Consider the following 14,646-nt stretch of genomic DNA (forward strand, 5'->3'; position numbering starts at 1 on the left):
AATTTCATTTTCTAAACTCTGGCTACGGCAGGCATCCTCGCTTGTGTTATGTATTTGTAGTTACATCACCACCCCTGTGAACTTTACTTTCCTCATTTTTAAATTATCTCCTTTTGTCTCCCAAAATACCATCTACGGTGATACTATTATCGCATCAAAATGTCTTCATAAGCTATCTTAACAGGTACACATTTGTAACTATTAGTGCCTTTTTATATCAATATTTTATATTAAATATTTGATAATGAGGTTTTTGATTCAGGTTGACATTTGTGCCCCCATTTATCCACAACCGGGCAGTTGCTTGCATATAATTTTACCATCGTTATGATAAATATTAACCATAAACATTTGCTGAGGCAAGGGTTGATATAAGCCTAAAAGATAACAAACCAATTTATAGGACAGGATAAACCCTCGGGGTTGATTGATGGAACAGATGCTTTCAGAGGCGCAGATGAATTATTTTCTGTGCCTGAGGTATCGGCAAGGGGATAAGCGGTATTTCCGGTCTGTATATATAAACGCTGAAAATCTAAATAAAATCAAATACTAACTAACAATCAATTATGGGAAAAATTCTACGAATAGCCTTGCTGTTCTCCTTCATGTTTGTGTGCATCCAGGGGATGGCACAAAACCAGGGAACGGTGGTGCAGGGAACGGTTTCAGACGAAAAGGGCGTTACCCTGCCAGGCGTTACAGTTGCTGTTAAAGATAGTAAGGCAACTGTTATTACCGATGTTGACGGTAAATTTCGCCTAACCTTACCGGCCAATGCCAAAATGCTTGTTTTTACCTTCATTGGTGCCGAAAAGCAGGAAGTTGCCATAGGTGGCAAAACAACATTTATCATCACCCTTAAATCAACCACTACGGCACTTACTGATGTCAATGTGGTAGCAATTGGTTACGGCTCGCAAAGGCGGCAGGATGTTAACGGTGCCATATCATCAGTAAAAGCTGCAGATATTGCGAATATTCCGCAGCCGAGCATTGATCAGTTACTGCAAGGTAAAGCTGCGGGTTTAACCATTACCCAAAACTCGGGTGCCCCAGGCAGCTCAACCTCGGTTAGGGTGCGCGGCGTAACGTCTTTAAGTTTATCAAACGAGCCGCTTTATGTAATTGATGGTGTGCCGATTTCGGGCGATGCTACCAATAAATCAACAAGTGGCCGTTCGCCTCAGTTAACTACTAATAATGATGAGAATGCGGTAAGTCCGCTTGCACTTATCAATCCAAGCGATATCGAATCTATCGACGTGTTGAAGGACGCATCGGCGACAGCGATTTACGGTAGCCGGGCATCAAACGGCGTAATTATCATTACCACCAAACGTGGTAAAAATGGTAGCGCCCGTGTTAATTACGATGGTTATGTAGGTTACCAGGAGCAGGGAAAATTTTTAAAAATGATGAACCTGCAGCAGTATGCAACGCTGCAAAACGCCATGGCCGATGTAATAGGTACTCAAAAACGTGGTGAATTTGCCGATCCGAGTTTGCTGGGTAACGGTACCAACTGGCAGCACGAAATTTTCAGGAACGCGCCGATGCAAAGCCACCAGGTTTCTATTTCGGGTGGTAAAGATGGTACAGATTATTACATCTCAGGTGGTTATTTGAGGCAATTGGGTACCATTCTGGGTAACGACTTTACGCGTTACACTATCCGCACCAACATTAACTCGCAGGTAAAGGACTGGCTGAAAGTTGGTACAACTATTTCTGGCAGCCGCACCAATCAAAATGTTTCAATCGGCGATAACAATGGGGTTATCTATGGAGCTTTGTTAAGCGCTCCGGATCAGTCCGTACGTAACGCGGATGGATCATTTTCTGGTCCGTTGCCACAGGCTAACCAGCAAGGCGGACAAATCAATCCCGTAGCACAGGCCTTGGATATTTACAATAACCTGGTACGCAGTAATTTTAATGGCGGTGTTTATGCCGAAATGAAATTTACCCGCGACCTGTCATTAAGAAGCCAGGTAAACGGCGATTTCAACTGGTCAAACGCCAAGATCTTCCAGCCATCGTATACTTACGGGCCGCTGTTTGTTAACCCAACCGCAAAACTTAACGAATACATTGCCAATACCGTTTACTGGGGCTGGCAGGAGTATTTAAACTACAACCACACTTTTGGTAAAAAACATAATGTTGTAGGCTTACTGGGTTATGAGGTTAATGAATCTACCTGGGGTGGTGTTGATGCCGGTGTTCAGAACTTTTTAGGCAACGATCTTAAAACATTGAACCTTGGTGATGCCAAAACAGCTACCAACGGTGAGTATAAAGATGGTCAGGCACTCGAATCGCAGTTTGCGCGGGCTATTTATACGTACAACAACAGGTATAGCATAACTGCTACTATTCGCCGCGATAAATCATCCAAGTTTGCCGAGGGGCATCAGGTAGGTTATTTCCCATCATTCGCGGTATCATGGCGATTGTCTGAAGAGCCTTTCTTTTCGGGGATAAAAACTTTTGCCGATAACGTGAAGCTAAGGGTAGGCTATGGCCAGGTTGGTAACCAGGCTGTGCCAAATTACCTGTATGGTTCGGCCTTAAACTCGTTAACTACCGGCTTAGGTACAGGTTTTACCATTGATAAAGTAGCAAACCCTAATTTAACCTGGGAAACTGCAATTCAAACCGATATTGGTATCGATTTCTCTTTATTCGGAAGGATTGATGCCAGTGTTGATTACTTCGACAAAACATCAAAAAACTTCTTGTTCCAGGCTTCGTTACCAGCGTTTCTGTTGGGGCAGAGTGCTGAGTACTCGGGCACAGGTGTAATTGCGCCGCCGTATGTTAATGGCGGTAAATTGTATAACCGCGGTGTTGAATTCACCATCAATTCAAGGAATATTGCCACAACAAATTTCAGGTGGAATACTACGCTCATCTTCTCAAAATATAAAAACAAAGTGGTGTCGCTTGCCAATGGCGTGCCGTTTATTAACAGGAGTGTAGGTGTAAGCTTCCTTTCATTGCCGGTTACCCGTACGGTAGCAGGTGGCCCGGTGGGTGAGTTTTATGGTTACGAAGTTCAGGGCATTTTCAAAACTGCCGATCAGCTACGTAACGCGCCAATTCAGTTTGGCCGCCCTGTAGCTAATAACTCGGCAGGCACCTGGCTTGGCGATGTTCAATACAAGGACCTGAACCACGATGGTAAAATTGATGAGGCCGATCAAACCAGTTTAGGTAGCGGTAACCCTAAGTTTACTTATGGCATTACCAACTCGTTCAGCTATAAATCGTTCGATTTGTCTTTCTTCCTTAACGGATCATACGGTGCTAAGATCTTTAATGTGCTTAACTACTCTATCAGCGGGTTATCAGGCTTGTACCAAAATCAACTGGCTTCAGTAGCCAATTTCTGGACACCTCAAAACGCTAACTCAAATATCCCGGCACCACGCGGTGGTGATAATCCTAACCTGAAAAATTCTGACAGGTTTATCGAAAGCGGATCATTTCTGCGGGTGCAGAATGTAAGTCTTGGCTATAATCTGCCTTTGTCGTGGATCAGGCATATCAAGCTTAACCGCCTTAAAGTTTATGTGAGCGGTCAAAATCTGTATGTATTTACCCCATACAAAGGCCTCGACCCGGAAATTGGATCAATAAACCAGGACGCGTTTTTGAATGGTGTTGATATCGGCAGGTATCCTTCGCCACGTACCATCACATTTGGACTTAACGCTGAATTTTAATTTTTGGATGAACCTGATATGAAAAGATATATAAAATATTTATTAGGGCTAACGGTTGTAACAGGCGTTACTACAAGTAGCTGTAAAAAGGACTTCTTTAATCGTCCGCCGCAAAGTGCCATTACATTGGATAACTACTATAAAACTAACGACCAGGTGGTTGCCAGTACTAATGATCTGTACAGCGCTGTTTGGTTTGGCTGGTGCGGTAAAGCCGGATGGTCAATAACCGAGCTGATGGGTGGCAACGGTCGTACCTACTCATCGGACGTTGTGAATTTTGAAAATTTCTCGGTTACCGATGCCAACTTTGAATTGGGCGGCGCATGGAACTCATTGTACATTGTAGTGGCCCAGGCCAATGCATTGATCAATAACCTGCCGGTAAAAGTAGGCGCCGGGGTTGATAAAGCTGTAATTAATAATGCCCTCGGCGAAGCACACCTGTTCCGCGCGCTGGCTTACTTTCATTTGGTGCGCACCTGGGGGCCTGTGCCTATTATTGAAAATAGTTTGGACTATGTGTCAAACTACCAGATCAATACCAACCCAATCCCGGATGTGTATAAGTTTATTGTGAACGATCTGAAGTTTGCCGAGGATAACCTGACCAAGATGGGGCCACGCAGTGGTAAATCATCCGGCCGTGTTTCAAGCGGATCTGCATCGGCATTGCTTGCCAAAGTTTACCTGTATATGCAGGATTATCAAAACTCGCTTGCCGAAGCCAATAAAGTGATCAGCAGTGGTGAGTTTAAGCTATACGGTGTTGATGTTGCCGGTAAGACTTTTGCCGATTTGTACTTAACCGCGAATAACAACAACGAAGAGTCAATTATCCAATTGCAATGGTCGGCAACCGGCGGTTATGGAAAGGGTAATCCGCAACAGGCCTCATTCGCGTACAATTCAATCATAACCGGTACAGGCGATGGTTACGGCGTATTGGCGCCAACTTTCGATCTGCAGGATATGTATGAATCGGGCGATCTGCGCAGAAAAGCTACCATTATGCTCCCTGGCGATCATTATCCCGAAATAAACCAGGCTGCGGGAGGTTACACCTTGCCCGATAACGCGAACTCGCAAGGAACGCATGCTCAGGTTAAAAAATATGTAGTTGGTACCCCTGCAGATAACGGAGGTTTGGGCGCAGCACAATCTGCCGCGAACAATACCTACATGATGCGTTACGCCGAAGTTTTCCTGATCAAGGCCGAAGCCATTATGGCCGGTGCTAAAACCAGCAGTGATCCGGAAGCTTTGGCGGCCATCAACAAAATCAGGAACAGGGCCGGTTTAGGTAATCTTACTACTATCAAACGCGGGTATTATTTGCCAAACCCGGCGCTTAAACTCGCCGGAGCACCGGCCAATACACCTAAAGAGCTTTATCGTGATGATATCCTGGATGAAAGAAGGCGCGAGTTTGCTTTTGAAAATGATTTTTGGTTTGATCTGGGCCGCCTGGATGGGTATAACGTAACCTCGCACCCGATAGCTATCAGCATTATCAAAAATCAGGATAGGGGAACATCTGATAACAGCACACCACCGCAGCGTTATGGCAACGAATATAATTCGACTGTTACGGATGCTAATTTCCGGTTGGCGTACCCGGCTACCGAAGTAGCATCAAACCCTAAGTTAAAAGACGCACCGGTACCTTATGTATTTAAATAATCAAACCATGAAAAAGATATTTCAACAATCCAAAACATATTACTGGATGCTGTCGGTTTTGATGGTATTTGGTATGGCCTCGTGCCGTAAATATAACGATAGGGGTACCGGTGGCACCGGCGCACCTAAAATTACCAGGGTAAGGTATATCAGCAAAACTGATACCATTAAAAATGTATCGCACCCGGTAAACCTTGATTCGGCCAATGTTTATGACGATATCAAGCTGGTTAAGTTTGATTCGACAGTGACGCAGGGTCGTTTAAATACCCAATATGCTATTATTGGCGAAAACCTGCTGAACACCACGCATGTGTACTTTAACGGTACCGAGGTTTATTTTAACCCTGCCCTGGTAAGCGATAAAACCATTATTGTTACCATAGGCTCAAATGTGCCATTCGGACCAAGCCAGTCAAACAAGCTTACAGTTGTAACTACACAAGGTAAGGTTGATTATGATTTCAGCATAGCGCAGCCACCTCCGGTAATTACCACTTTTGCGCCTCTTGCAGCCGGCGCGGGTGATATTGTGACTATAACCGGCAGCGTTTTCAACGATGTTATCAGTGTTAAGTTTGATGATACCCCGGCCGAAATTGTAGGCACGCCAACCGCTACCGAAATAAAGGTTAAAGTGCCCGCGGGTATTGTTCAGGCTTATGTATACGTAACCACGGCAGGTGGCACAACAAAATCTGCAGCTTCGTTTGGCTTTAAGTATTTGATTTATGGCGATGATCTTACGCTGTATTGGGGTGGCAATGGCGGCGGTTATGACGGATACGGAAGTACCCGCGACTATGCCAGCACAGCCCATGTAAAACGTGGTACACATGCTATTGCAGTTAATGTTGATAACGGCTACGGCGCATTGCAGTTGGGTTATGGTGGTGCTACCTTAAACGTCGCGGCATCGGGCTTAACCTCAATAAAAGTATCAATTTATGGAGGTGCCAACTTCAAAACCGGCGATAGGGTGCAGTTGGTTGTAAATGGCGGTTATGATAAGGCCGTACCGCTTACTATTGTACCAGGCGCTTATACGGATTTTACAATCCCGTTAAGCAGCTTAGGCAATCCATCAACCATATCCGAAATTACTTTTCAAACATTAGGCGTTGCGGCACCAGCAACTTTCTATGTTGATGATCTTGGATTTATTTAAATTCTATCGGGTCGCCGGCGTGCAAACAACGGCGACCCTTACTTTCAAAATTTAACAGTATGAAAGTTTATAGCTCAATAGCCTGTATGTTACTATTGCTGCTGGCGGCGGGCAAAGTGCAGGCTCAAAAGAACCTGATTACCAACGGTGGCTTTGAAGATGAAATGTATGGTTGGAATGATGGCGGTGTTAAACTTACTCCATGGGATGTGAAAACAGGGAAAAACAGTTGCGCTATCATCGCTACTAATGCTGCAAACTGGTTGGGGATTGATCAGCTGGTGGTGATTCCTAAAAAGGTTGGTAAGCTGGAAGTAAGCGCATGGCTTAAAACCATCAACGTAGTAAAAGGCAAGGATGATTGGAATGGCGCGGTTTTTAGTGTTGAGTTTTTAGATAAAGCAGATAAAAAGGTAGGCGAGGGTATAAATATAGTTACACTAACCGGCGACCATGCCTGGGAGCTGGCTTCGAAAGAGGTTTTAATCCCGGCCGGAGCCGTGCGTTTTAAATTGCTTATGGCGATGGGGTATGCTACGGGTACATTTTTGATTGATGATGTTGCCGTGAAGGCGATAATGAGCGATCCGGTAACAAAAAATTAATATTTAATTGTGTGATTGACATTTTGTAAGTATAAAAGTGTTAAATTAGTATCATCAATTAGCAAACTTATTTTAGTGGGATTTTATGATGACAAGTAATGTAATGCGAGAGATAACTCCGCTAACTCCAAGTGATTGTTTTACTATTTTTTCGAGGGTAAAAAAGAAATTCGACTTTCCGCTTCATTATCATGACGAGTATGAGCTTAACTTAATTATCAATGCCAAGGGCGCCAAAAGGGTAGTAGGTGGTCATATTGAGGTAATTGAAGAAGTGGAGCTGGCGTTGATTGGTCCTAATTTATATCATGCGTGGTTTACGCACCAATGCCAGAGCGAGGATATAACTGAGGTTACCATTCAGTTTCATAAAGATCTGTTTGACGAAAAGTTTCTGAAGCGCAATCAGTTGAGTTTTGTAAAAAGTATGCTTGAGCGCTCACAGCGGGGGATTTCTTTTTCGGCAGAGACTATCTACGCGCTTAAGGACAGGATAACGCAGTTGGATAAAAAAACAGGGTTCGATTCGGTATTGGAGCTATTGTCTATCCTGCATGATCTGTCTATCTCCCGTAACATGAAAATGCTGTCGGATCCAAGCTTTACCAACGAAAAGTTTTATTACAATAGTCGTCGTATTGAGAAGGTATTTGAGCATATGAACCTCAACTACAATAAGCAAATAACACTTGCTGAGGTAGCTAAAATCGCGAATATGCCCGAAGCTTCGTTTAGCAGGTTTATAAAAAAACGCACTGGTAAAACCTTTATCGATAGTTTAAACGAGATCAGGCTTGGTCACGCCTCCAGGATGCTTATTGATTCAACTACTACTGTGGCCGAAATAGCTTACAAATGCGGTTTTAATAATATCTCAAATTTCAACAGGATCTTTAAGCGCAAAAAGATGTGTATCCCCAAAGAATTCAGGGAAACCTACACTGGGAACCGAGTATTTATTTAACTGGTATTTATTTGGCCGGGTAGTTGGTTAAAAATATATCATCCGGTCGATAAAGTTAAATATAAGGTTAAAAAAGTATTATAAAATTGCTGATAATAAATTCATTTTTGGGTAAGGCCAATTAAGGTGTCTGAACTCGAATTTTTGGAATTTATGAATTCGTCGAATTTATTGTATTTGACCATTTTTAAACCAGGATTAATATTCTGACAATTATTTAATTCAAAAAAATCCGGTTCAAACAAATTCAGACAAGATGAAGTTACACCTGCTTGATGTTGCCATTATAGTTTTATACCTGTTAAGCACCATTTTTATTGGCTTATGGTACCGTAAAAAAGCCCGCGAAAACAAGGAAAGCTATATGCTTGGCGGCAAATCTTTACCCTGGTATAAGCTGGGTTTAAGTGATGCCTCCGATATGTTCGACATCAGCGGCACCATGTGGATGGTGAGCCTGTGCTTTGTCTACGGCATGAAAAGCATCTGGATCCCATGGCTTTGGCCCGTATTTAACCAGGTGTTTTTAATGATGTACCTGTCGCGCTGGCTTCGCCGGTCAAACGCGGCTACCGGTGCCGAATGGCTGGAAACGCGCTTTGGCAAAACAGGGCCGGGCGTAACAGGCTCAAATGTGGTGGTTATCGCGTTCGCGCTGTTAAGCTGTTTCGGTTTTTTGGCTTACGGATTTATTGGTTTAGGCAAGTTTATTGAAATATTTATTCCCTGGGATTTGGTTAAAGTTTACGTGCCTTTCAGCGTTGCGCCTCAGTATGTGCCGCATGTATACGGTATCATATTTACACTGTTCGCCATGTTTTACTCTATCATAGGCGGTATGCACAGTATTGTGCTTGGCGATATGATCAAATACGGCATCATGACAGTAGCCTGCGTGTGGATTGGTTTTATAGCTGCCGGTAAACTTAATGGGAGCCACCTCAATGTGCCTGATGGCTGGTATAGCCCCTTCTTTGGTAAAAACCTTGGCTTAAGCTGGACAGGGATTATCGACGAGGTAAATAATAAGATCAAAGCAGATGGTTATTCATTGTTTGGTTTGTTTTTTATGATGATGACCTTTAAAGGCTTCTTCGCGGCAGTGGCCGGGCCTGCACCCAATTATGATATGCAAAAGATCCTCTCTACACGTTCGCCTGAAGAGGCCAGCAAAATGAGCGGCTTTGTAAATATCATATTGCTGCCTATCCGCTATTCGCTTATTGTGAGCTTAACCATACTGGGGCTGCTGTTTTATCACCAGATGGATTTGAAAGATGCCCATGGCGCTATTGATTTTGAACGCATTCTGCCGGCCGTGATCAATAACTTTTTACCTGTCGGTTTAGTTGGCCTATTGCTGGCCGGTTTGCTGGGCGCTTTCATGAGCACTTTCAGCGGCACTATGAACGCGGCACAGGCTTATATCGTGAACGATATCTACCTTAAATACATTAATCCTAAGGCCTCTACAAAAAAAATCATTACGGCCAATTACCTTGTAGGTGTTTTTGTGGTAGCGGTAGGGGTAATCCTCGGCTTTTTTGTAAAGGATGTGAACAGTGTGCTGCAATGGATAGTATCGGCGCTTTATGGCGGTTACATAGCGAGTAATGTGCTTAAATGGCATTGGTGGCGCTTTAATGCCAACGGGTTCTTTTATGGGATGCTTTCGGGGATCTTATCGGCTATGATCTTCTCGCTCATTATCCCGTCTGTTGAGCTGTTGTACTGGTTCCCGGTGCTGTTTGCTATTTCGCTGGCGGGTTCAATTATCGGCTCTTATGCTACAGCACCAACAGATGTGGCCGTGCTGCGGTCGTTTTATACAACGGTGAGGCCATGGGGTTTCTGGGGGCCTGTTAAGGCTATGGTGCTGGAAAGTGATCCCTCCTTTGCGCCTAATAAAAACTTTAAGCTGAATATGTTCAACGTGGTTATCGGCACTATAACACAATGCTGCCTTACCATATTGCCCATGTACCTGATACTGGCACAAAAAACATCCCTCATAGTTACCGTAGCCATATTGGTGGTTACCATAACCATACTGAAAAAAACATGGTGGGATAAATTAAAAGACTATTGATAGAAAATTATATGACTCAGGAATTTAACCAAAGACTAAGCCAATTACAAGCCGAACAAGAGCAATTAATTAACCGGAAAAATCAGGTTGAGGAAACTGGCAACGGTATTTTCAGCCGGTTTAAATATCCTGTGCTTACAGCCGCCCATACCCCGCTGGAGTGGCGGTATGATCTTGATGCCAAAACCAATCCGCATTTAATGGAACGCTTTGGTATTAACGCCGTTTTTAATGCGGGTGCTATAAAGTTCAACGGCAAATACCTTATGGTAGCCCGCGTTGAAGGAGCCGATCGTAAATCATTTTTTGCCGTAGCCGAAAGTGAAGATGGTGTCAATGGTTTTAAATTCTGGGATTATCCTATTGAGTTGCCTCAAACTGAAGATCCGGATACTAACGTATACGATATGCGTCTTACCCTGCATGAGGATGGCTGGATCTACGGGCTTTTTTGTACCGAGCGTCGTGACCCTGAAGCGCCGTCACATGATCAGTCGATGGCGGTTGCAGCCTGTGGTATTGCGCGCACAAAAGACCTGGTAAAATGGGAGCGCCTGCCCGATCTGAAAACCAATTCGCCCCAGCAGCGTAATGTGGTTTTACACCCTGAATTTGTCGACGGTAAATATGCTTTGTATACGCGTCCGCAGGACGGATTTATAAGCGCCGGTACCGGTGGTGGCATAGGTTTTGGCTTGTGTGATACTATGGAGAACGCAGTAGTTGATACAGAAACCATTATCCATAACAAAAGTTACCATACCGTTTATGAAGCCAAGAACGGGCAGGGGCCTGCGCCAATCAAAACGGAAAAAGGTTGGTTACATCTTGCACATGGTGTACGGAATACGGCTGCAGGCTTGCGTTATGTACTGTATCTGTTTATGACCGATCTGCACGACCTCACTAAAGTAATTTACCAGCCTGCAGGATACTTTTTGGCCCCGGTTGGTGACGAGCGCGTAGGCGATGTATCGAACGTGGTGTTTTGCAATGGTTGGATCACCGATGAGGACGGTACTGTATACGTTTATTATGCATCATCAGATACCCGTATGCATGTTGCTACTACCACGGTTGATAAACTGATAGACTATGTAATGAATACTCCGGCCGATGGCTTGCGTTCGGCCTCGTCGGTACAGGCGGTGTACAACATCATTGATAAAAACAAAGGTTTGGGTCAGTTACAGGAAGCCAGCGCTTGAACTCTTAGCCTCTGATTATATGTTCTTCGTCTTTTAAGCAGGGGTGGTGCGATTCCCCTCTTGAGAGAGTGTAGGGGTGTGTTCTTTGTTTAAGGAATACATCCTTACCAACACCTAACTAATTACTAAACATCTAAAACCATACACCATTCAACAGCGTGTTAAATGCTGTTATGGGAGGCGTATGCCTGTAAACTACGATAAATAATATGGCTCAATCATTAAACATCATTTCAGAAGATCAGCTTCATGCCTTTAGCATCGAGCTAACAGATGAATTAAAAAACATCCTTAGCTATTGGCTCAGCTATACAGTTGATGAAGTAAACGGCGGCTTTTGGGGCAAGATTGATAATGATAATCGGGTTACAGCATACGCGATCAAGGGCTCGGTGCTAAACGCGAGGATCCTGTGGAGTTTTTCGGCTACTTATAATCAAAACCCGGATGAGGCTTACCTGCGGGCAGCCGGCAGGGCGTATGATTATATCAAAACGTGTTTTGTTGACAATGAGTTTGGTGGTGTTTATTGGTCGGTTGATTATAAGGGTGGTAAGCTTGACACTAAGAAACAGGTATATGCCAATGCCTTTGTTATTTATGCGCTAAGTGAATACTATATCGCCTCAAAGCTTGAAACTGTAAAGGAAGAGGCTATTGGTCTTTATCATCTTTTGGTAGCCAAAAGTTATGATCAGGATAAAACCGGATACCTCGAAGCTTTCACTCGCGATTGGCAACCGCTTGGTGATTTGCGGCTGAGCGCCAAGGATGCCAACGAAAAAAAGACCATGAACACCCACCTGCACGTACTTGAAGCTTATACCAACCTGTACCGCATCTGGCCTGATGGCGGACTTAAAGCGCAGATAGAAACCCTGATTAATAACTTCTTTGACCATTTTATTGATGCTGAAACGGGGCACCTTGTACTGTTTTTTGATGAGGACTGGAACCGGCGGTCGGACACCGTATCGTACGGACATGACATTGAAGCCACCTGGCTTTTGCTGGAGGCTGCCGAAGTTATCGGTAACAATGAAATGATAGCAAAGATCAATAACGTTTGCATCGCGATAGCAGAAGCCACTATACAGGGCTTAGATATTGATGGTGGCTTATGGTATGAGTATGAGCCGGCAGAAGGTCATCTAATCAAAGAAAAACATTGGTGGGTACAGGCCGAAGCTATAGTTGGTTTTTACAATGCATGGCAGGTGAGCGGTAATGAAAAATACCTTCAGCTTGCCCTCAATAATTGGGCTTTTGTAAAAGATAAAATAATAGATAAACAAAACGGCGAATGGTTTTGGGGGATTAAAGCAGATGGCAGCATTATGTCGGGCGAAGATAAGGCTGGCCTCTGGAAATGCCCGTATCATAACAGCCGGGCGTGTATAGAAATTATTAAACGAATAAAAACATTGAAATGAAATTAATAAAAGTGTTCATAGCGGTTTTGCCTTTTGCCCTCGTGATGATGGCTTGTAAAAAAGGCAGCAAGCCCGCGCCTGATCCAACTCCGGTTGTTGTTGATCAGGGTAATGGTGGCGCGACGGGGCCTATCACAGCGCCAACTGATCCTTCAGTAGCTGCAACACAAGGCTTTTTCCTTGACGACTGGCAGGGTAAAACCTTCATTAAATCGGCTACTGTTGATGCCGCGAAGCCAACGGCCAGTACATCAATAACCGTGACTGCCGATTTTAGCCAGGTAGTATCAAAAGTATCTAAATACCTGTTTGGTAATAATATTAATCCTTTCACAGGCCAATACACTGATGCCGGCACTGTAACTAATATCACCAACCTTTCGCCAAACATTATCCGCGCACCGGGAGGAAGTATCTCTGATATCTATTTCTGGGATTTACCTGCTTCCGCTAAACCTGCCGATGTGCCCGATCATCCTTTGAAAGCGGATGGTTCGGTTGATAGCGGAACAGGTTATTGGAGTGGTAATGTGAATGATAGCTGGTCGTTGAGTTTAAGCAATTATTACAATCTGCTTCAAAAAACAAATACTACCGGTATTATCACGGTAAATTATGCCTATGCAAGGTATGGTACCAGCGATGATCCTGTTGCTACCGCGGCGCATCTTGCTGCGCAGTGGGTGCGTTATGATAAGGGTAAAACAAAATATTGGGAGGTTGGCAATGAGTGTTATGGCAATTGGGAAGCCTGTTACCGTATTGATGTAAGCAAAAACAAGGACGGGCAACCGGCGATTATTACCGGCGATTTGTACGGGAAGCATTTTAAAGTTTTTGCCGACTCGATGCGTAAAGCTGCCGCTGATATTGGCACAGCCATAAAAATTGGCGCTGTGCTGCATGAAAGTGCCGATAATTCAAATCCAACTATTGTAGCTAACTGGAATCCCGGTGTGTTGGGGCAGATAGGAGACAAGGCCGACTTTTTTATAGTTCATAACTACTACACCAACTATAATGAAAACTCAAACGCCTTAACTATACTTAATACTGCTCCGGCATCATCAAAAACAATGATGGATTATGTTAAAGGGGCCATACAAACGGCAGGGGTAGCACAGAAACCTATCGCGCTTACCGAATGGAATATATTTTCGTCGGGCTCAAAGCAACAGATTTCCAACATTGCGGGTGTACATGCTGTAATGGTTTTAGGCGAAATTATTAAAGATCAATACGGGCAGGCCAGCAGATGGGACCTGGCAAACGGCTGGAGCACCACGCCTGTTGGTGACGATCATGGCCTGTTTAGCTACGGACAGCCCGATGCGCCGGCTTTTACACCACGCCCGGCGTTTTATTATATGTATTACTTTCAAAAGTTCTTCGGCGACAGGATGATCAGTTCGTCGGTAAGCGGAAGTTCGGATATTGTAAGCTATGCCTCGTCATTTAATTCGGGCGAAGCAGGTGTGGTGCTGGTCAATAAAAGCACGGCCGACCAGGTGGTGAATATCAGCTTTAAAAACTATTATACAGGCAGTAATTACTATTACTACACCCTAAAAGGAGGTACAGATAACGGCGAGTTTTCGACTAAGGTGTTGGTGAATGATAATGGCCCGGCCATTGCGTACGGAGGCCCTTCAAATTATAAAGCCATTGCAGCAAGCTCGACTGCTACCAGTGGTGGTATCAAAGTAAATGTGCCGGCAAGGGGAGTGGTGTTCTTGGTAGCCGATAAGAAATAATACGGGCAGAA

General features: G+C 44.1%; 9 protein-coding genes. All 9 read left to right on the forward strand.

Features of this window, described 5'->3' with window-relative positions:
- Positions 1 to 569 precede the first annotated feature (569 nt).
- The 9 genes from EAH55_RS09325 (at position 570) to EAH55_RS09365 (ending at position 14,635) form a co-directional block, all read left to right on the forward strand.
- Positions 570 to 3,731, forward strand: coding sequence for a SusC/RagA family TonB-linked outer membrane protein (locus EAH55_RS09325; protein WP_121809383.1), 3,162 nt, complete (start codon positions 570 to 572; stop codon positions 3,729 to 3,731).
- Between the two features lie 18 nt (positions 3,732 to 3,749).
- A complete protein-coding gene (locus EAH55_RS09330; RefSeq protein WP_112567886.1) occupies positions 3,750 to 5,414 on the forward strand; it encodes a RagB/SusD family nutrient uptake outer membrane protein in 1,665 nt (554 codons plus the stop codon).
- Positions 5,415 to 5,421: 7 nt separating this feature from the next.
- Positions 5,422 to 6,582, forward strand: a complete 1,161-nt coding sequence (locus EAH55_RS09335; RefSeq protein ID WP_162996800.1) for an IPT/TIG domain-containing protein — start codon at positions 5,422 to 5,424, stop codon at positions 6,580 to 6,582.
- 59 nt (positions 6,583 to 6,641) lie between these two features.
- Complete coding sequence (locus tag EAH55_RS09340; protein WP_162996801.1) at positions 6,642 to 7,187, forward strand: hypothetical protein; 546 nt, start codon at positions 6,642 to 6,644, stop codon at positions 7,185 to 7,187.
- A gap of 103 nt (positions 7,188 to 7,290) precedes the next feature.
- Positions 7,291 to 8,151, forward strand: coding sequence for an AraC family transcriptional regulator (locus EAH55_RS09345; RefSeq protein WP_244228142.1), 861 nt, complete (start codon positions 7,291 to 7,293; stop codon positions 8,149 to 8,151).
- 256 nt (positions 8,152 to 8,407) lie between these two features.
- Positions 8,408 to 10,240, forward strand: coding sequence for a sodium:solute symporter family protein (locus EAH55_RS09350; protein ID WP_121809385.1), 1,833 nt, complete (start codon positions 8,408 to 8,410; stop codon positions 10,238 to 10,240).
- Positions 10,241 to 10,251: 11 nt separating this feature from the next.
- Complete coding sequence (locus EAH55_RS09355; protein ID WP_121809386.1) at positions 10,252 to 11,448, forward strand: glycoside hydrolase family 130 protein; 1,197 nt, start codon at positions 10,252 to 10,254, stop codon at positions 11,446 to 11,448.
- A 209-nt stretch (positions 11,449 to 11,657) separates the two neighbouring features.
- On the forward strand, positions 11,658 to 12,881 hold the full coding sequence (locus EAH55_RS09360) for an AGE family epimerase/isomerase (protein ID WP_121809387.1): 1,224 nt from the start codon (positions 11,658 to 11,660) through the stop codon (positions 12,879 to 12,881).
- On the forward strand, positions 12,878 to 14,635 hold the full coding sequence (locus EAH55_RS09365; protein ID WP_121809388.1) for an alpha-L-arabinofuranosidase: 1,758 nt from the start codon (positions 12,878 to 12,880) through the stop codon (positions 14,633 to 14,635). The genes EAH55_RS09360 and EAH55_RS09365 overlap by 4 nt, the downstream gene beginning before the upstream one ends.
- Positions 14,636 to 14,646 lie beyond the last annotated feature (11 nt).

It is taken from the genome of Mucilaginibacter kameinonensis, assembly GCF_003675385.1.
Lineage (GTDB): Bacteria > Bacteroidota > Bacteroidia > Sphingobacteriales > Sphingobacteriaceae > Mucilaginibacter > Mucilaginibacter kameinonensis.

Bases quoted from the DNA above. Each gene is read 5' to 3' on its own strand.
- EAH55_RS09325 (WP_121809383.1), top strand. From the start codon at position 570: ATGGGAAAAATTCTACGAATAGCCTTGCTGTTCTCCTTCATGTTTGTG.
- EAH55_RS09365 (WP_121809388.1), top strand. From the start codon at position 12,878: ATGAAATTAATAAAAGTGTTCATAGCGGTTTTGCCTTTTGCCCTCGTG.
- EAH55_RS09355 (WP_121809386.1), top strand. From the start codon at position 10,252: ATGACTCAGGAATTTAACCAAAGACTAAGCCAATTACAAGCCGAACAA.
- EAH55_RS09335 (WP_162996800.1), top strand. From the start codon at position 5,422: ATGAAAAAGATATTTCAACAATCCAAAACATATTACTGGATGCTGTCG.
- EAH55_RS09330 (WP_112567886.1), top strand. From the start codon at position 3,750: ATGAAAAGATATATAAAATATTTATTAGGGCTAACGGTTGTAACAGGC.
- EAH55_RS09345 (WP_244228142.1), top strand. From the start codon at position 7,291: ATGCGAGAGATAACTCCGCTAACTCCAAGTGATTGTTTTACTATTTTT.
- EAH55_RS09340 (WP_162996801.1), top strand. From the start codon at position 6,642: ATGAAAGTTTATAGCTCAATAGCCTGTATGTTACTATTGCTGCTGGCG.
- EAH55_RS09350 (WP_121809385.1), top strand. From the start codon at position 8,408: ATGAAGTTACACCTGCTTGATGTTGCCATTATAGTTTTATACCTGTTA.
- EAH55_RS09360 (WP_121809387.1), top strand. From the start codon at position 11,658: ATGGCTCAATCATTAAACATCATTTCAGAAGATCAGCTTCATGCCTTT.